Origin of the sequence: Pseudomonas wadenswilerensis (genome assembly GCF_024749185.1) — a bacterium.
In the GTDB taxonomy this organism is placed as follows: Bacteria; Pseudomonadota; Gammaproteobacteria; order Pseudomonadales; family Pseudomonadaceae; genus Aquipseudomonas; species Aquipseudomonas wadenswilerensis.
In genome coordinates this window covers 2,896,380-2,915,053 of sequence record NZ_CP087191.1, presented here as the reverse complement: position 1 = coordinate 2,915,053, position 18,674 = coordinate 2,896,380, and the positions used below count along the sequence as shown (strand labels likewise).

General features: G+C 59.2%; 18 protein-coding genes and 1 pseudogene. 13 read left to right on the top strand and 6 right to left on the bottom strand.

All coding sequences use genetic code 11. The annotated features are described in order from the left end of the window. Window positions 1-28: 28 nt before the first annotated feature. Window positions 29-1,795 carry a hypothetical protein gene (locus LOY45_RS13360; RefSeq protein ID WP_258579287.1) on the top strand — a complete coding sequence of 589 codons (1,767 nt, stop codon included), beginning with the start codon at window positions 29-31 and terminating at the stop codon, window positions 1,793-1,795. 118 nt (window positions 1,796-1,913) lie between these two features. On the opposite strand, the gene LOY45_RS26880 is transcribed toward LOY45_RS13360, so the two are convergent. Further along, complete coding sequence (locus LOY45_RS26880; RefSeq protein WP_338106169.1) at window positions 1,914-2,084, bottom strand: PAS domain-containing protein; 171 nt, start codon at window positions 2,082-2,084, stop codon at window positions 1,914-1,916. Window positions 2,085-2,200: 116 nt separating this feature from the next. Further along, window positions 2,201-2,929: a GIY-YIG nuclease family protein gene (locus LOY45_RS13350; RefSeq protein WP_258579286.1), complete on the bottom strand. Its 729-nt coding sequence runs from the start codon at window positions 2,927-2,929 to the stop codon at window positions 2,201-2,203. Window positions 2,930-3,443: 514 nt separating this feature from the next. On the opposite strand from LOY45_RS13350, the gene LOY45_RS13345 reads away from it, so the two are divergent. From LOY45_RS13345 to LOY45_RS13320, 6 genes and pseudogenes are all read left to right on the top strand, one after another. Next, window positions 3,444-4,403: a DUF4365 domain-containing protein gene (locus LOY45_RS13345; RefSeq protein ID WP_258579285.1), complete on the top strand. Its 960-nt coding sequence runs from the start codon at window positions 3,444-3,446 to the stop codon at window positions 4,401-4,403. A gap of 502 nt (window positions 4,404-4,905) precedes the next feature. After that, entirely contained in the window at window positions 4,906-5,709 is an 804-nt protein-coding gene (locus LOY45_RS13340; RefSeq protein WP_258579284.1) for an AbiJ-NTD4 domain-containing protein, read from the top strand. An 18-nt stretch (window positions 5,710-5,727) separates the two neighbouring features. Further along, entirely contained in the window at window positions 5,728-6,264 is a 537-nt protein-coding gene (locus LOY45_RS13335; protein ID WP_258579283.1) for a hypothetical protein, read from the top strand. 37 nt (window positions 6,265-6,301) lie between these two features. Then, window positions 6,302-6,862, top strand: coding sequence for an RNaseH domain-containing protein (locus tag LOY45_RS13330; RefSeq protein WP_338106168.1), 561 nt, complete (start codon window positions 6,302-6,304; stop codon window positions 6,860-6,862). After that, window positions 6,859-7,248 carry a hypothetical protein gene (locus LOY45_RS13325; protein WP_258579281.1) on the top strand — a complete coding sequence of 130 codons (390 nt, stop codon included), beginning with the start codon at window positions 6,859-6,861 and terminating at the stop codon, window positions 7,246-7,248. The genes LOY45_RS13330 and LOY45_RS13325 overlap by 4 nt, the downstream gene beginning before the upstream one ends. A 300-nt stretch (window positions 7,249-7,548) precedes the next feature. Next, window positions 7,549-7,779, top strand: a pseudogene (locus LOY45_RS13320) (integrase core domain-containing protein); the annotation flags it as partial. Between the two features lie 92 nt (window positions 7,780-7,871). Here LOY45_RS13320 and LOY45_RS13315 read toward each other — a convergent pair. The 4 genes from LOY45_RS13315 to LOY45_RS13300 form a co-directional block, all read right to left on the bottom strand. Next, window positions 7,872-9,338 (bottom strand): glycosyl hydrolase family 18 protein, encoded by a 1,467-nt coding sequence (locus LOY45_RS13315; RefSeq protein WP_134062706.1) that lies wholly within the window; start codon window positions 9,336-9,338, stop codon window positions 7,872-7,874. A 130-nt stretch (window positions 9,339-9,468) separates the two neighbouring features. After that, the gene (locus LOY45_RS13310; RefSeq protein WP_115089599.1) at window positions 9,469-10,329 is read right to left on the bottom strand and encodes a CAP domain-containing protein; all 861 of its coding nucleotides are present in this window, start codon (window positions 10,327-10,329) and stop codon (window positions 9,469-9,471) included. 162 nt (window positions 10,330-10,491) lie between these two features. After that, window positions 10,492-11,391 (bottom strand): proline iminopeptidase-family hydrolase, encoded by a 900-nt coding sequence (locus LOY45_RS13305; RefSeq protein ID WP_115089598.1) that lies wholly within the window; start codon window positions 11,389-11,391, stop codon window positions 10,492-10,494. A gap of 96 nt (window positions 11,392-11,487) precedes the next feature. After that, window positions 11,488-12,249, bottom strand: coding sequence for a LuxR family transcriptional regulator (locus tag LOY45_RS13300; protein WP_115089597.1), 762 nt, complete (start codon window positions 12,247-12,249; stop codon window positions 11,488-11,490). 174 nt (window positions 12,250-12,423) lie between these two features. Here LOY45_RS13300 and LOY45_RS13295 point away from each other — a divergent pair, with 174 nt between their 5' ends. The 6 genes from LOY45_RS13295 to LOY45_RS13270 are packed head-to-tail and all read left to right on the top strand — an operon-like array spanning window position 12,424 to window position 18,652. Further along, window positions 12,424-13,314 carry a proline iminopeptidase-family hydrolase gene (locus LOY45_RS13295; protein WP_258579280.1) on the top strand — a complete coding sequence of 297 codons (891 nt, stop codon included), beginning with the start codon at window positions 12,424-12,426 and terminating at the stop codon, window positions 13,312-13,314. Between the two features lie 3 nt (window positions 13,315-13,317). Continuing rightward, window positions 13,318-14,265 carry an ABC transporter permease gene (locus LOY45_RS13290; RefSeq protein ID WP_134062702.1) on the top strand — a complete coding sequence of 316 codons (948 nt, stop codon included), beginning with the start codon at window positions 13,318-13,320 and terminating at the stop codon, window positions 14,263-14,265. Further along, complete coding sequence (locus LOY45_RS13285) at window positions 14,262-15,122, top strand: ABC transporter permease (protein ID WP_258579279.1); 861 nt, start codon at window positions 14,262-14,264, stop codon at window positions 15,120-15,122. Before LOY45_RS13290 ends, LOY45_RS13285 begins: the two co-directional genes overlap by 4 nt. Then, window positions 15,119-16,105, top strand: coding sequence for an ABC transporter ATP-binding protein (locus tag LOY45_RS13280; protein ID WP_115089593.1), 987 nt, complete (start codon window positions 15,119-15,121; stop codon window positions 16,103-16,105). The genes LOY45_RS13285 and LOY45_RS13280 overlap by 4 nt, the downstream gene beginning before the upstream one ends. Further along, complete coding sequence (locus LOY45_RS13275) at window positions 16,102-17,076, top strand: ABC transporter ATP-binding protein (RefSeq protein ID WP_258579278.1); 975 nt, start codon at window positions 16,102-16,104, stop codon at window positions 17,074-17,076. The genes LOY45_RS13280 and LOY45_RS13275 overlap by 4 nt, the downstream gene beginning before the upstream one ends. A gap of 34 nt (window positions 17,077-17,110) precedes the next feature. Beyond that, a complete protein-coding gene (locus LOY45_RS13270) occupies window positions 17,111-18,652 on the top strand; it encodes an ABC transporter substrate-binding protein (protein ID WP_258579277.1) in 1,542 nt (513 codons plus the stop codon). The last annotated feature ends 22 nt before the right edge of the window (window positions 18,653-18,674 follow it).

Genomic DNA, 18,674 nt, shown 5'->3' with positions numbered 1-18,674 from the left:
ACAACCAATCCTTAAAGCTGGAGTTACCATGAGTGCCCTTCTTCTCGATGCTCCACAGAACCAGAAGTTCCTAGCTGACGTCAGCAAGTACCTTTTGGAACTTGAAGGTTGCTTGAAGCGACAACCCTTCTTTGCTTCCGCGCGCGCTACCGGGTCAATGCCAGCCCGTGGCAGTGGCGATTTCTTCATCCAATGCATCGAGGCGCTGGAAAACGCGTTTGCCCCCAACCTCAACGCTTATTCGACGATGCGGTGGATGTATTATCTACGCCGCATGCCAAATAAAGTCTTCAGAGGAGATCTGGCCTCCACTGCACCCAATGCCCGCGCGCTGATCGAGGTTTATGCGAATCGCAGCACCAAGCTGGAATCGGCGATCTATGGCAGTAAAGGGTTTGTTTTCCCCGTTAACGAAAGCACCCTGAGGCACATTGCGCGCTTTGTGGCTTTTATCATCATCATTTATGACCTGCACGTAGGGTTTCGATTATCCAGCAAGGGATTCGACTTTTCCTTTGCCTCTGTAGGTGCTCAGAGGCCAGGAAAATGGCCAATTAAGGGCCGCCTCACTCACACGCCTATGGCATGTCCTGCACCAACAATCTTGCCTCAGCGTGTGGCAGATCCCGTGTTGGCATCAGCAGTAGAAACCTATGATCAACGCCATGATGCTCACAAGCACACGTTCCTGAGTGCAGTCATGAGCCGCGCCGGCCTAGCGCACGATAACATCACTGAAACCGACAATAAGCCCAGCCTCGATGTGTCCCGCGCATATTGGGGCCTGCTCGAAAAAGAGGTTGCCGTTTCACCCCAACCGTTCCTAGAGGGCCATCCTTGCGCCGAGCACTATGGTAGCGATGGAAAAGTCCTCGCTAGGTTCGCCCCTAGCAATCTCGACCTCGAGCGGATCTTCGAACTGTATCGTTTACCGGCAATGGCTACAGTTGGCATAGACCCTGACACCTGCGTGTGCTTGATCGTTCTGCTGCTGGGCGGACGCTGGCTTCAAGCCAGTCCTTACTCAATTCTGCGGGCGTTGGAGCTTGGCTATTTCATCGTCAATCTAGAGTCCTGGCGCAGGTTTGGCAAACGACAATACGAAGCCGTTTGCGCTGAGATTCGCGAGGTGTTGCCGCAGCTTGAGGCTCCGGACAACTTTGAAGCCTTCAGCGCCGTTTGTATGACGTCCAAGGGAGAGGTATGGCCCACAGCACACGGCGCTCCTGCTAAAGCCACCAATGACTACATGTGCATCGACATGTGGGCGGCATCCATGGGCTTCCTGGCCTCGTTCCAATTCCCCAAACTCCAAGGCAATATCGCCAATACCCGGGCGGCTAAATTCGAGGACGTTGTTCAAGAAGCTGTTAATCGAACGCGCTGGGGAAACACTGAGCACCGAGGGCTGAGGCAACGCCCACTTCGAATCAACGGCCAAGATCTGACCGACATTGACGCCATCGGATCGTATGACCGAACCCTTCTCGTCATCTCATGCAAAAGCATTCCCTACACCCGCGAGTACGACCAAGGTACACATAACACAATCCGCAATGCCGCCTCCACCGTCGACAAGGGGGTTGAGTTCTGGGCTGGAATCGTAGATCAGCTATCTGCGAATCGAACCGGGGATAACTTTGATTTCTCAGGCTACAACCGGATCGTGGGCGTGGTGTGCACCCCGTTTGCGGTCTATACAAGCAACGCTCAATCGTTATCCATTGCCTTAGAAGAGCTCCGTTGGGCGTGCTCGCTGGACGAGCTAATTGAGTTTTTGGAAGGTAGCCAGTGAACCCTTACCGATTAATTGTGTGGCGCCATGTTGAGCGACAAGCAGTCGGCCCTCTAGCTCTTCGGCATAGGCGAAACCAGGAGCCGCGGCTGTAAATGTATCGAGTAAGACTGAAACCCTATCGCGCTCCGTCTCTGCAGACCGGCGCTACTCGATGCCCATGAGTACGCCTGAGAATAGCCAGGCCCTCTTCGTCGAGTTCAGTGCGGCCATTGGCAGCTACCCATCGGTAGCTGCCATCGTGCTGTCGCACACGATACTCACAGCGGTAGGCACCTTCACGAGTAATGGCCTCCTGAATGTCCGCGTTGATCCTAGGTGTGACTGGCCACCGGTTACCGATGCCCCGACCCAGCTTGTAGCGCTAAGTGCAGATACAGATCACCTCAGCAGCAGCATCCTGGGCTACGGATGGGACTCGGCACGACTGCCAAGGTACTGAATGACTCTGTTGTAGGTAGAAATGGAAGGCAGAATCTCGGTCGGGTATGCCTCATCGAAGTCATCACGGTTGCCGAGATGGCTGGTGCACAGGTGCGTTAGCCACCAAGGGGCGATCATTGAAGCTTGGCAGACCGTTGCATCGTCACGTTGCTCAAGAACATCAATGCCGGTCACTAGCAAAATATTGCGTGAGGGCGCCGGGCGAACGGGTAACACGTCAAAGAGCTCATTTAGACCCAGCTCCTCTTCGTACACACTATTGGGTAGGGTGAAATTGATACGGAGGAACGTGCTTGATGGTAAGTCGCCCTCGATTTTCACATCCGGAGCGGCAATGGAGATTCTCGAGAGAATTGCCGCTACATCCCGAATGTTTTGGCTGACATGGCGCACATCAAAAGCGCGATTTCTCGCTGCGACTTTACGGCCACTTTTAGCGCAGCTTGAGGTTCGATCTGGTAGCTGATGATTGATGTTGAACAGTGGGGCCTCTCGCTCGATGGCAGCTTTTTCTGCCTCCCTCGCCAGCGCTTGAGATCTGTAGCATTCGATATCTATACGCGCGATATCGCCTGACCAGTGTGACGTGCGCAGGTGTTGCGACAACCTGGTGAGCGGACTCATAGTGATCCCGATGTACAGCAGTCGACCCGTGGCGTCGAAGGCGCGATACAGCTTGTGGGTCTTCAAGGGCGTCTCATGTTGCCTCCGCTTTGCACGACAGTATGAGTGCGATGTGATCCGTCAGCGTCAGCGCAACGATCCGGAGACGGAGCGCCGTTTTATGACAGGCAATGGACAATTCTGCGCGCTTCAAGAGGCGGAAACAACCGCAGGAGTACACTTGTACTCCACGGATGGTTGGAGATGCTCTGGGTGTGTGCTCAACGCCCAGGTTTTCTAGGACTGTTGAGGAGCAGCTGGTGTCGCCCCTGCCAGGTAGCCCCCGTTGCGGAATGGATGCCGTTTCCACTTAACGAGGCTCAAGACCCACAGTCCAGGGTCGCTGATGGGTATCCAGCGGCGAGCCCGAACCGGTACCTCCTCGCTTGACCTAGCCGCAGGGCACCGCCTTCTTCGCAGTGAATTTTGTGCCGCCTCCATCTTGCTGCGGGCATCCATCTAGAGTATCCAGTCCTGTTTCAAATCCTAGCGATCGCATTTGACGAGCGATCCTCACCGCCTGCATGAAGCTGGAATCTACATGACTGAAAATTCTTTCCCTCAGCGGTCAGCGTCCCACATCACCGATAGTCGCGCCAAAACCCTGCTGCGGCAGGCGCTCCCTCCGCAATGGATACTTCGCGAGCAGTCCGAGAATGACTACGGGATCGATTTCCACCTTGAGTTTACTGACGAGAACCATCAGGTGATCGGCCAGATCGCCGGCATTCAGCTGAAAGGCACAGCTTCTGGTAATCCGCGCAACCCGGAAGCGCTACCTACCGTTGCTATCAGGCGGACGACACTCAACCTCTGGATGATGTATGAAACGCCAGTTTTTATAGTGATGATCGACGTTGATACTCGGAAAATCTACTCCAAGTCGATAGAGTTTGAAAAGCGCAGAGAGCCTGCTCGATACATATTCGGAAAAACCGAGTCTATAAGCCTACGCTTTACCGAAGAAGACAGGATAGATTTGGCACAAATGCACTCGCACTACCATTTAGCCAAAAATCTAAGAATGATGGATTGGGTTCTGCCATCTATAATTTCTACGCATAAAAATTTGATAAATCTATTCTCTCGCTATCAGCGCAACGGCCATATGAGTGTAGATGGTCACGGGACATATGACCCAGAATATTTTAACCGCCATGAATTTGAACAACGCATTCGCAGTCTGTACTCCGAAATGAGGCAACTGTGTCCGATCATCGGTCTCTCATGGGGGATCCCAAGTGTTGATAGCACTATTATCGAGAATGACGGGTACGACCCTGGAAGCACGGAAATGCTTGAATATCACTTCACGATCATACTCAAACAACTTGACGAGAAATTTCAAGAAATATTTAAAAACATCAAAAGATATGCGGAAGTATTCAAAGTATATTGGCGATCACGTAATCCTGAGCTCGCGACCTACGCAACCAGGAACCACCCTATGCTATCAGAATTGACCTTTGATCAACGCGCGGAGTATTACAAGCACTTCTGAAGCCGCCAAAAATCCATCGGGATACATTACCGTATGGCCTCGCGGCGTACGGTTACACGCGCTCTATCAAGACGGCTCAGGCCCTCACCCGCCGACTGGAAACAGGGATGGCCCGAATGAATCAACGAGCGACTCCGTAGGGCACGACTGAGACGCCGGCGTAGAGTCGCGGTTTGAGGCTTGTTTTTCAAAAAAACGTGAGTACTTAGGGCGGGCTGCCACTGGACTTCCTAGCAAGTGAGTGTGATCAGCGGCGGATGTTACGAAGTTTCCTGGCCTCAGGCTGAGTTTGTGACGACACCCTTCACTGGTAGCTCGGGCAAGACCTGAGGCCGCTTCTCAACGGTCGTGGCTTGAATAGACCGCTGCGGGTGAATACGCAGTCTTCAGGCTAGGTCAAGCGTCGATTCCCGTTACCTATCCCAAGCCCGAAATGTCAGGCATTATCGATCCAGATTGCTATGGCGATTTGCCAGTGGACTAGGTGAGGCGGAGGGTAAGGATGAAGGACTCATTTTCAAGGCGTCACGGTTTTTCGCAGGTCGATGAAGCCGAAATCACTGTCCGGGAAGACGCACCGCAAGCGCTGCAGGAGTATCTGATTCAATTGAGCTACGAATGTGGTCTCAAGCCATCAGACCTGCGCCAAATCATCTGCCAGACCCTGAAGGTCTTGCCCGACAAGCAGAACTGGAGTGAGAGGCCTAATATCCATGAGGAAAACGTTCAGCGGCTTGAGCAGTGCAAGTGGTTCAAGGTGTATGACGTCATTGAGCTGCTCGATGATTACCTCGGCAACCGGAACTATGACTCTGGCGTGTACGAGCACTTCACTACAGAGCTGAACGAGTTCTTCATTGAGCACGGCATAGGGTGGAAGCTGCTGGATGGTCGCATCGAAATCCGTGGCTCTGAATCCTTTGAACAGGTTTTGACGTCGGCGAAAGAAACTGAGCATCAACATGGGCACGTCACGGCCAGCAAGGAATTGCACCAGGCGATTGCTGATCTTTCACGCCGACCGTCTCCAGACCCGACGGGGGCGATACAGCATGCCATGGCTTCGCTGGAGTGCGTCGCTCGGCAGGTCACTGGCGACCAACAAGCGACCCTCGGGAAGATCATGAATGATTCCCGAACTCTGATTCCAGCGCCATTGGATCAGGCTGTCATCAAAACCTGGGCGTATGCCTCGGAGTTCGGGCGGCACATCCAGGAAGGCCGTGAACCGTCTTTCGAAGACGCAGAGCTCGTAGTTGGCCTGTGCGCCTCGGTCAGCAGCTATTTGATCAAGAAATCGAAGTGACTTAAGAGTACTCAAAAGATGATCTGGGAGAGCTGGTACTGGAAACAACCGCTGCTAGAGATGGCAGATCGTCTTGAGCACCTCAAAACGGCCAGTGTCCTGTCTGATGAAGAACTTGCCCAGGTGGAACGCGACATCTTTATTGGCTTCTACTCCGTCAGGAAGCTCCTAGAGGCCCCTGCCAAGATCACCGACAAGACCCGCCACCGTTCTATCCCCCTTCATAAGCATCCAAACCTAAAGCGCGTGACATGGCGTAACAACCACCGCCTAGATGAACTCTACGACCTCTCCAAGGCCGGTCAGGAGGGGCGAGACGTTATGTTTGTATGCGGGCGGATCATTCATAGCTTCGTTTTCGCGCCTTGTATATCTGAGGGGTGCGGACTGAACGGGGCATTCTTCAGCTCAGATCTCGACAAGGATAAATGCCTGTACTTCATCAGTATTGATGAGGTGATTTCGTTATTTCGCCAGGTTGGGAGTGATGACCCTTGCGACATTAAGTGGTCTCGTGACCCTGAGACAGGAAAAGAGACGCTTATCGTGAAGTGACCGCAGTGATAGGTACCAGGTATCGTGTTCCTTCACGATCAGGCCTACTCAGCCGGGTCACTGGACAAGCTACAGGGAAGGCCTCTGTGCCATTCATGCAAGCCCCAAATTGCTGGATCAGGACGCTGCCAAACTGCTCATAACTCAAGCGCTGCTGTCGCCTACCGCTGTGGCCGACAGCCCGTTGATTGTGTACATCAACGCCGGAGCGAAGCGACTATACCCAGGCATGAACGACGGTGCCGGCCATGGGCTGCCGCCCATCCCGAAAGGCGCGTGGTTGATACGTACACGGTCTGATCAACAGACCTCCCAAATGACCGGTGTGCACTCACTTTCACCCTTGGCGCCGATGTTCATTGGTAATCGGATTGGTGTACATCAGGCTGAGCACCAGGATCTGGTGTACTACTTCACTTCCTACTCCAAAACGGTCAACAAAACGCGATCTCATCGCTATCACACGCGCTATGACGTCAATCAGGCGCAGCTCAAGGATTCGTGGCAGCAACTGGGCGTGACGGAATTTGTAATGATCCAGGAAGGGAATTTTGCAACCAAGGATCAGCTGGCGCTGTCTTTGATGATGAATCGGTGAATGCACTAGCGTCGCTCAGCGCTGTGACCATCCATAATGACTGCCATTACATCATTGAGCCGCTGCCTCTTAATCCTCGCATAAAGAATCAGCAAGGCGTATTTCTGTTCTCAAACGACATCAGCAAGCCAGTATTCCAAGCGAAGGAGAATTTCACCTTCGCAAACACCATCATATCCGACGACCCTGTGAGCCTGGCCGAAAAAAGTGGTGACTCAGGAATTCTCCGAATAGACATCCCTGGTGACTTGGCCATGGCGATTCATCGAGAACTCAATCTATATGGTGTAACCAAAGACTTCATCTACCCAGAATTAACCTCATTCACCGAGGTAATGCGTAATCGCGTAGTGGCCAATATCAATCGTATGTTCCAAAAGAATTGATACTGGACTGTCAAAGGCGCATCCCCATGAACTCCACCGACAAAAAAGCCGCTAGACCTCTCGATGTTTATGAAGCGAGAGTCCCTGACGGAGATGAAAAACCATCCGAACCATTGGTTCAATCGCTCTTCAGACCTACACGCAAGCGCCGGAGCGGTATGGCATTCCATGGGCGCCAAATCAAAGGAAATCGCTCAAGAGCTTGGGCTTTCATCCGGTTTTGACATGGGTCTAGCCTGCTACCACGTCTACCACATGCTCTGTGGCCTGGCCCTGGAAGTCATGATGAAGGCTGTGCTGATGCATCGGCGTGGAAACTGCCACGATAATGCACCGATGGAACGGTTGTTTCGCAGCCTGAAAACGGAATGGGTACCGACCGTGGGTTATATGAGTGCTTCGCTGGCACAGCAGGATATTGGTCGGTTTCTGATGCAGCGCTACAACTGGCAGCGACCGCATCAGTTCAACAGCGGTCTGGCGCCCGCTGTTGCCGAAGAAAAACTTAACGCAGTGTCCGGGATTAGTTGACCACTGCAGGGTAATCACGAGCGGATGTGCATCGACGCGTATGAGGCCAACCCTGAGAAAGCCCGGCATTCAAGCCGGGCTTTCATTTCGCTCTAAGCGCGCCGCTTGATTGCGACCTTCGACCAAAGGGTAAAGGCGACGGGTGGTGTCCAGCCTGCGTTTGAAGTGTGCTCTTGCAGGCACACGTAATGATTACCTTCGTACGTCACGCCATCTTCCTTGCGATACAGATGGTTCAACTGCCACTCGGGGAACTCTGGATCAGGGATGTCTCCAGCAGTTCGAACGCTCAGGCTCTTGCTCGGAAGCGACTCATTACCCTGAGAGTCTGTTGCCGTGACAAAGTAGCTGTACTGAGTGTTCGGCGTTAGGCCTGAGTCCTTCAGCGTTAAAACTGCCACCTGGCCTATCGCAGCCCCATTTCGGTATAGCGTGTATGTCTCGATTGGACGAGGGCCGCTTGAAGCCCCCCAACTCAAGGTCATGCTGATCTCGGTTACGTCCCTGGCGGACAGGTTCGCGGGCGCCGTTGGCCGGTCACCAGGCTCCGACCCGCCGTGAATCAACGGGGAGTAACGATCGTAGAACTCCCAGTTGTAGGGAACATTGTCCTTGGTAATGCCATCGTCCCAGTTGATAGACCAGGTCATCAGCCCTTTGATGGAATGGCCGGCAGCGTCGAGACGCTTGAATGCATTTACAACTGCAGCAGGATCGATCACATAGCCAGTGGCCGCAGCGTCATTATTGGCCGGTAAGCCAATGACGAATTTATCTGCGGGGATGGCGATGTAGTCCCGAGTGCCAGTCACCAGGCTTTCGGTCAGGTAGTAGAGGAAATCCTCTTTCATCTGATCATTGTTCTGTGCAATCCAGGCACCTTGCCCACCGTTGGCCTCCTGCACCCAGATCCCATCGCCACCTTGGTTGTAGTACTGAGGCGCGATGAAGTCGTAGTACCCCTCAAGGGCCTGAATGTAGCCAACGTACTTGCCGCCAACTCTGAGGTAGGGAAACTCAGGCGCCATGCTGATGATGAAATGTTTCCCTTCGCCCTTGTAGTGATCCTTCACCAGTTTCAAGGCCGCCGGCAGCACCGTCTTGTTGTCAGCAAAATCAATGGCGCTTTGCTCCAGGTCGATATCCAACCCATCAAAACCGTAGACTTCAACCAAGCGAATGATTTCATTCGCCAGTGGTTGCTCATCCCCCTTGTGCAACTCAATGTGAGCGTCGGCGCCGCCCAATGAGATCAGTACAGCCCGTCCCTGGCTGTTCAGCACACCTACCTGACGGCGAAACTCATCGTCGGAGAGGTTGTAAGGTTTGAAGGTAGGAATACCTTGGCCTTTCATGAACGCTACAGCAACAACGTTGTAGTCCTTGGGTACATCCACTAAATTCAGATTGGCAAACTGCCCACCTTGATAGCCATCACTATGGCCGGCTGGCCAGTTATGCCAGAAACCCATGAGGATTTTTTTATTGGCAATACTAGGCATCAATGATGCTGAATCATTTACGTTGGACTTCACCGATGAAAAGTCAATATCAGTCATTGTTCTATTCCTTCAGAACTGTATATAGATTGGTTCATTCCTTTGATCAATTGATCTCCTCCCTAGAGGAGAACTTTCAGGCTAGCGCAAGGTTTTGGATTGTCCACCATAAAAAGGGGCTCGCCCTCCCTCAAGGCGCGCCGAACAGCATCGTCCAATACACGCCCTCATCGCTACGCGAGTTCGCAGCATAGGCCGCGCCCACTTGGGTAAACATCGGGTTCATCAGATTGGCGCAATGCCCGGGGCTGGCCAGCCAGCCTGCCATCGCCTTGCTCGGTGAGCCCTGCCCTGCGGCGATATTCTCGCCGATCTGACGGCCACGGTAGCCGGCATCCCACGCCCGGTCTGCCGGCAAGTCGCCGTTGGGAGCACGATGCGCGAAGTAATTGCCGTTGGCCATCGCCCGGCTGTGTCTCTGCGCCGCCGTCCCCAAGGCAGTATTCCAGGTCAACGGACGTGCCGCGGCGAAGCGCTGGCGACCACACTGGCGCGGCTTCGCCCGTGCTGCGTTGACCTGCGCCAGCAACGCGTTGCTCGCAGATCGCCCGTCGCCAAGCTGAGCATCGAGCAAGGGGCGCGCCAGCACCACCCGCCACTCGCTGCGGGCGCGACTGACGCCGATATCGGCAAATTGGTTATCGAGCAGGGCTGCGCAGTAGTCGCTCTGGAGCATGTCAAAGGCCTCCTCGGCATCTTGCGCGCCGACCAGGCGGATGGTTCGCACCGTCACCGCCTGATAGCCGGCAGCCTTCAACCTTTCCCGCAAACCACCGCTATAGCCGATCGGCAACGCCAGGTTCGACTTCAACGCCAGCGGCGTCGAGCCCCGAACCACGCGCCTCTCGCAGCGCTGGGGCTGGGCGCGGTAGTCGTTGATGGCCTCCACCAGTTGCCTCTCCCCGCTGGCATGGGCGGGGCTGGCAAGCAGGGGGAACAAAGGAATGAGGCAGAGCGAGACAAAGCGGGAGCAGCGGACGGCTTGGCGCATGGGGCGAACGGCTCTGATGGGATGACAGCGGTAATGCCGAAAAAATGGCTCGGCTAAGACTGCGATCCTCAACACAAGGTTCACGAGCAAACGGTACAAATTTAATGCCGGCTGGCGCGATCGCCAACCGCCTGGACACTGGCATGGTGCGCGTCGCGAACGCTACAGGCTCTCGTCGAGAAACTTGACCACGGTACCCATGCAGGCCACCCGCTCCTCCACATGGGGCATGTGGCTGGAGTTCTCGAACAATGCCCAGCGGATGCCCGGGATCAGGTCCAAGTACGGCTTGACCACCAGCGGCGTGGCTTCGTCATAGTGTCCTGATATCAGCAGGCTCGGCACGTTGATCTGCGGCAGGCGGTCGACGATGCTCCAGTCCTTGGTGCTGCCGATGATGTGGAACTCGTTGGGTCCGGTCATGGCGTGGTACACGGTCGGGTCGGCATCGACCTGGGCGAAGGTGCGGGCCACCTCGTCCGGCCAGGGGTTCAGGCGGCACACGTGACGATCGTAGAACACCCGGGTGGCGGCAATGTAGTCGGCGGCGGTGTAGTCGCCCACGGCTTCATGGCGCAGCAGTGTGGCCTGCACGTCCTTGGGCAGCTTCTCGCGCAGGCGGTTGGCCTCCCTGACCCAGGTGCGCATGTCTGCCGGCGAGTTGGCGATCACCAGGCAACGCAGGCCCGCCGGGCGCTGCACCGCGTGCTCGCTGGCCAGCATGCCACCCCAGGACTGGCCCAGCAGGGCGTAGCGGTCGCTGATACCCAGGTGCTCGAGCAGGTTGTCGAGCTCTTCCATGAACAGCTTCACCGTCCAGAACGACGACGGCATCTGCGGCAGGTGGGTCGAACGGCCATTGCCCAGCTGGTCATAGTGGATGACCGGGTAGCCACCGGCCGCGACATCCTTGTAGGCATCGACATAATCGTAGGTGCAGCCCGGCCCGCCATGCAGGATGACCAGCGGGGTGCGACCACCATCCAGGTCACCCGTGACGCGGTACCAGGTCTGATAGTCGCCGAACGGGGCAAAACCTTCATGCGATTTGATGAGTTCCATTTCATCCGGCTCCGTGCGAATCGTGAAGCACACAATATCGCTACGCACGACGAGGCATAACTAGAGAGTTCTCTAGGTTTTCGGATTTTTTACCACTCAATTGTCGAGCAGACGGTAGTGCACCGCCCGGGCGACCGCCTGGACCCGGTTCTTCGCCCCCAGCTTGTGCATGGCCGAGGTCAGGTGCAGGGAGACCGTGGCCAGCGAGCGGGTGAGCATCTCGGCGATCTGCGCTGCGGTCAGGCCTTCGGCAGCCCAGCGCAGGCACTCGAGCTCACGGCGGGTCAGGCGGATGGCGCGGCTGGCGGCCTCCTTGCCCAGCAAGGGATAGGCGGCCTCCTGCAAGGCATGGGCAATCAGGCTGAAGTCGGCGAGGTGTTCCCGGGCATCGTCCAGGTCACGCTGACTGGCCTGGGGACGCAGGCCGGTCAGGGTCGCCAGCCCGCCGCGCGGCAGGTGGATGGGCACGGTGACGCCGCAGGCCAGTTGCGCATCGAGCAGGTAACCGACCACCGGCGCATGGCGGCGATCGATCAGGCGCTGCAGGACCGTCTCGCCCTTGGGCAGGTACGACCAGGCGAACGGCGCGATGGAGGAAACGGCCAGTTGCTGCACCGGGTCGATCTGGTAGAAGCCATCGGAGCACCACAGGTCCTGCCAATCCCTCGGGGTCTGGCGCAGCCTGACCACGGCGGGGGTGATCAATTCGCCGAGGTGATCCAGCGGCACCGGGCTGTAGTCGTACACGAGGGCATCGAAGCCCAGTTGCGCCGCCAGCTCGGCGACGCTGTCCATCTGTTCGTCCAGGTTACTGTCCGACGCCAGACGGGTATGGAGATCAGCCAGCTTGGCCTGCATTCCTTACACTCCCTGTGTATACCCTGTTGGATTTCCATCTTGAAGTCCGCCGAGTAGAATGCCACGGCTCGGCGCGGGACTGCCAGACAAAACCTATAAGAAATACTAGCTTGTAGGCGGCGCACTCTCCTGTGCAGGGTATAGCTGTAAGCCATGGCCAACAGGAGAGTAGCGATGTGGCGTGAGATGCAACCTGACCAGCAGTTCAACGTATCGGTCGATGGCCACAATCTCGTGGTGTACAGCTTTGGCGAAGGGGACGAGGTACTGCTGTGCCTCAACGGCGGGCCGGGCCTGCCCTGCGACTACCTTCGCGATGCCCATGCCTGGCTCAAGGACAAGGGCATCCGCGTGGTCGCCTTCGACCAGTTGGGGACCGGCGCCTCCGACCGCCCCGACGACGACAGCCTGTGGAACATCACCCGCTACGTGGCCGAGGTCGAGCAGGTCCGCCAGGCCCTGGACCTGGGCCGGGTGCACATGCTGGGGCACTCCTGGGGCGGCTGGCTGGCGATCGAATACGCCATCCACCATCCGCAGTCGCTGAAAAGCCTCATTCTGGAAAACACCGTCGGCGACATCCCGCACCTGATCAGCGAGCTGGAACGCCTGCGCAGTGCCCTGGGCAGCGAAACCGTGGCGATGATGCAGCGCTACGAGGCCCAGGGGAATCTCGACCATCCCCAGTACCAGGCAGCCATCACCCTGCTCAACTACCGTCACGTGTGCCGCCTCGACGACTGGCCGGCGCCGGTCAAACGCTCGCTGGGCGACTGGAACATGGGCCCCTACACCACCATGCAGGGGCCCAACGAATTCCTCTATATCGGCAACCTCAAGGACTGGAACCGCCTGGAGCAAATGCGCGAGTTCCAAATGCCGGTCCTGATCACCACCGGCCAGCACGACGAACTGTCCCCGGCCTGCGCCCTGCGCATGAAACTGGCACTGCATGACCGGGCCGAGCTGCACGTGTTCCCCAACAGCAGTCACATGCCGTTCTACGAAGAGCCGCAAGCCTACTTCCCGGTGTTGCTGGATTTCCTGCAGCGCAACCGGGGCTGATCAATGAACCTGGCACGCTACCGGTTCGTCCTGATCCGTCCGTTGCAGCTGCTGCCGGTGCTGCTGGGTATCAGCATCATCACCTTCGTGCTGGTCCGTTCGATTCCGGGCGATCCGGCGCGGGTGCTGCTGGGTGCGCGCAGCACTCCGGATGCGATTCAGAAGATCCGTGCCCAGTTTGGCCTGGACGAGCCGATCTGGGTGCAGTACCTGTACTTCCTGAAGAACCTGCTCAACGGCGACCTGGGCAAATCGTTGCTGTACAAGATCGACGCCCTGCCCCTGATCGCCAGCCGCATCGAGCCCACCCTGATGCTGGTGCTCGGCAGCGTGCTGCTGGCGCTGCTCATCGCCGTGCCGCTAGCCATTCTCGCCGCCCGCAACAAGGGCGGCTGGACCGACAACCTGATCCGCCTGTTCACCACCGCCGGCCTGGGCCTGCCGGCCTTCTGGCTGGGCCTGATGCTGATCCTGCTGTTCAGCGTGCACTGGGGGCTGTTCCCGGTGTCCGGTTATGGCCGGACCTGGGCCGACAAGCTGCATCACCTGGTGCTGCCCTGCCTGACCATCGCCCTGGCGCTCTCGGCGGTACTGGTGCGCAACCTGCGGGCCAGCATCCTGCTGGAGATGCAGGCCGACCACGTCACCGCGGCCCGCGCCCGCGGCCTTGGCGAAGGCGCGCTGCTGCGGCGGCACATCTTGCCCAACTCCATGGTGCCGACGATCAACCTGCTGGCGGTCAACATCGGCTGGCTGATCAGCGGCACCGTGGTGATCGAAAGCCTGTTCTCCCTGCCCGGCATCGGCCAGTTGCTGGTGCGCGGCATCTTCACCCGCGACTACATGGTGGTCCAGGGCGTGGCCATGGTGCTGGCCTGTGCCACGGTCGCGGTGAACTTCATCGCCGACGTGGCGACCACCGCCCTCGATCCGCGGGTGAAGATCCAATGAGCCACAGTCCCAGCCCCACGCTTTCCCTCCGCTGGCGCCTGGACTGGAACCTGCGCAACGGTCGCCTGACCCTGTACTGCGGCCTCGCCATCGTCCTCGGCTGGTGCCTGCTGGCGCTGTGCGCACCATGGATCGCCCCGTTCGACCCGCTGATGCAGTACGGCGAGCTGCGCCTGGCCGCCCCCAGCCTGGCGCACCCCTTCGGCACCGACAATTTCGGCCGCGACGTGCTGTCGCGGGTGATCTGGGGCGCGCGCACCGACTTGCAGATGGCCCTGATCGGGGTGATCTTCCCGTTCCTGCTGGGCACCTGCATCGGCGCCATTTCCGGCTACATCGGCGGCTTGCTGGACAACGCCTGCATGCGCCTGATCGACATCGTCCTGGCCTTCCCCTTCCTGGTGCTGATGCTGGCGATCATGGCCATTCTCGGCCCGGGCCTTGGCAGCTTCTATATCGCCATGGCCCTGGTCGGCTGGGTGTCCTATGCACGGCTGATCCGCTCACAGATCCTCGTGCTCAAGGAAAGCGACTTCGCCCTGGCCGCCAGAAGCCTGGGCTTCAGCCACCGGCGCACGCTGTTCGGCCACCTGTTGCCCAATGCCCTGTTCGGCTCGGTTGTGTTCTGCATGTCGGACGCGGTACTGGTGCTGCTCAACGGCGCCGCCGTCAGCTACCTGGGCCTTGGCGTGCAGCCACCGACCCCTGAGTGGGGCTCGATGGTGGCCGAGGGCCAGAGCTTCATCACCATCGCCTGGTGGATCTGCACCTTCCCCGGCCTGGCCGTGGTGACCCTGGCCATGGGCTTCAGCCTGCTGGCCGATGGCGTCGCCGAACGCCTTGGAGACCGCTCATGAGCACACCGCTGCTGCAGGTCCGGGAGCTGAGCGTGATCGCCCGCAACGGCCCGCGCGAGATCACCCTGGTCGAGCGCCTGTCTTTCGACCTTGGCCAGGGCGAGATCCTCGGTCTGGTGGGCGAAAGCGGCTCGGGCAAGACCCTGGCCTGCCGTGCCCTCATGCGCCTGCTGCCCTCGCCGAACCTGCGGATCGAGGGCAAGTCCGTGCACCTGGCGGGCCACGACCTGCTGCAACTGGACGAGGCCGGCATGCGCCGCCTACGCGGACGCGAGCTGGGCATGATCTTCCAGAACCCCAGCAGCCACCTGGACCCGCTGATGCGCATCGGCGAGCAGATCGCCGAGGGCATCCGCCTGCACCAGGGCGCCTCGCGCCGCGAGGCTCGGGCCGAGGCCATCGAAGTGCTGCGCCAGGTCGGCATTCCCGATCCGAAAGCCCGGGTGGACAACTACCCTCACGAGTTTTCCGGCGGCATGCGCCAGCGGGCGATGATCGCCGTGGCCCTGGGCTGCAACCCGAAAGTGCTGATCGCCGACGAGCCGACCACGGCCCTGGACGTCACCGTGCAGGCACAGATCCTGCGCCTGCTGCTGGAGCTGCGTGACCGTCGCGGCTTGTCGATGATCCTGATCAGCCACGACCTGGGGGTGGTGGCGCAGACCTGCGACAGCATCGCCGTGATGTACGCCGGACGTCTCTGCGAGCACGGCGCCAAGCACCAGTTGCTGGCCCATCCACGCCATCCGTACAGTGCCGGGCTGCTGGCCTGCCACCCCGCGGCGCAACGCCAGGTGCGGCTGATGACTACCATTGCCGGGCAACCGCCCCTGCTCGATGCCCTGCCCCCGGGCTGTCGCTTCGAGCCGCGCTGCGCCCAGGCCCTGCCGCTATGCCGGGAGCAGCTGCCGGAGCTGCGTGAGAGCGGCCCCGGCCACCGCCTGGCCTGCCACACCCCGCTGCTGGCTGCAGGCCTGTCATGACCACGCTGTTGCAGGTCAAGGACCTGCATGTACAGTTTTGCGCCGCCGGCGGCGGCCTGTTCGGCCTGCGCCCGCGCAAAGTCAACGCGGTCAACGGCGCCTCGTTGACTCTCGCCGCCGGCCAGACCCTCGGCCTGGTGGGCGAATCGGGCTGCGGCAAGAGCACCCTGGCCCGGGCCATCCTGCAACTGAACCCGGTCACCGCCGGGCAGGTGCTGTTCGACGGCATCGACATGACCCAGGGCCGCAAGGTCGATATCGCCCGCCTGCGCCGCGAGACTGCGATGATCTTCCAGGACCCGTACAGCGCGCTCAATCCAGGCCAGCGCATCGGCCAGATCCTCGCCGAAGTCCTGCAGGTGCAGCGCAAGGTGCCCGCCGGGCGGATCCCGGCGCGGGTCGACGAACTGCTCGAGCTGGTCGGCCTGCACCCCGGGCTGGCCGCACGCAAGCCCGGCTCGCTCAGCGGCGGCCAGTGCCAACGGGTCGGCATCGCCCGAGCCCTGGCCATCGAGCCGCGGCTGATCGTCGCCGACGAATGCGTCGCCGCCCTGGACGTGTCGATCCAGGGGCAGATCATCAACCTGCTGCTGACGCTGCGCGAACGCATGGGCCTGGCGTTGCTGTTCATCACCCACGACCTGGGCGTGGTGCGCCGGTTGTGCGACCGGGTGGCGGTGATGTACCTGGGGCAGATCGTCGAGGAAGGCCCGGTGGACGAGGTGTTCGACGCGCCCCATCACCCCTACACCGCCGCGCTGATCCAGTCGATCGCCGACATCGACCCGGCCCGCCGCCTGCCAGAACGCCCCCTGGCCGGCGAGCCACCTAGCCCGCTGCACCTGCCGTCGGGTTGCGCCTTCCACCCACGCTGCCCGCAGGCGCTGCCCACCTGCAGCGAAACCGCGCCGCCCAGCCACTCACAGGGTGCCCGGCGCCATGCCTGCATCCATCCGCGACCGCCGTACTGACACAACAACCATGACCATCAAACGGAGCTTGAGCATGAAACCCACAGCATTGAAGCTACTCACCGCCGCCGTCCTGGCCGCCAGCACCCTGGCCACCGGCACAACCCTGGCAGCCGGCGTGCTGACCATCGGCTGCCGTGAGGAGAGCACCACCTTCGACCCGATCAAGAGCGCACAGAACCGCGACAGCTGGGTCTTCGCCAACGTCTACGACGTGCTGATCCGGGTCGACAACAGCGGCACCCGGCTGGTCCCGGGCCTGGCCGAAAGCTGGAAGGTCTCCGACGACGGCCTGACCTACACCTTCAAGATCCGCGAAGCCAAGTTCTCCGATGGCTCGCCACTGAGCGCCGGCGATGCGGCGTTCTCCCTGCTGCGCATCCGCGACAACCCCGGCTCGCTGTGGGCCGACTCCTACAAGATCATCGACAAGGCCGACGCCCCGGACGAGCGCACCCTGGTGGTGACCCTGAAGAGCAAGTCGGTGCCGTTCCTCTCGCAACTGGCCACCGCCAACGTCTCGATCCTGTCGAAAAAGGCCATGGATGCGATCGGCGAAGACGCCTACGCCCAGGAGCCGGTGACCTCCGGTGCCTTCAAGGTCAAGGAGTGGCTGCGCGGTGACCGGGTGATCCTGGAAAAGAACCCGCACTTCTGGGAGGCCGACAAGGTCAGCCTGGATGGCGTCGAGTGGATCTCCATCCCCGACGACAACACCCGCATGCTCAAGGTCCAGGCCGGCGAACTGGACTCGGCGATCTTCGTGCCCTTCTCCCGTGTCGATACCCTGCGCAAGGACCCGAGCCTGACCATTCACATCGACCCGTCGACCCGTGAGGACCACCTGCTGATCAACCACGAGAAGGGGTTGCTGGGCCAGGTCGAGGTGCGCGAGGCTATCGACCTGGCGATCGACAAGAAGGCCCTGGTGGACACCGTGACCTTCGGCCACGGCGACGTGGCCTATTCGTACATTCCCAAGGGCGCGCTCTATCACAACGCCAACAACCTACAACGCCCCTTCGACCCGGCCAAGGCCCGCGAGCTGCTGAAGAAGGCTGGCGCCGAGGGGCTCAAGGTCAACTATGTCGTCAACGCCGGCAACGAGGCCGACGAGCAGATCGCCGTGCTGGTGCAGAAGCAGTTGGCCGATGTCGGCATCACCGCCAACCTGCAGAAGGTCGACCCGACCCAGAGCTGGCAGATGCTGGTCGATGGCGATTACGACCTGTCGGTGATGTACTGGACCAACGACGTGCTGGACCCGGACCAGAAGACCACCTTTGTGCTCGGTCACGACACCAACATGAACTACATGACCCGCTACCACAACGACAAGGTCAAGGACCTGGTGGCCGCGGCCCGGGTGGAGATCGACCCGAGCAAACGCAAGCAGATTTACCAGGCACTACAGAAACAGGCCAAACAGGATGTCCATTGGATCGATCTGTACTACAGCCCCTACATCAATATTTCGCGCAGCAATATCCAGAACTTCCTGCAAAACCCGCTGGGGCGCTTCACCCTGGAAGAGACAGTGAAACTGGAAGCCGGTGAAAAAACCGCGCAAAACTGAAGCCGCCAATACTGGGGCTAGC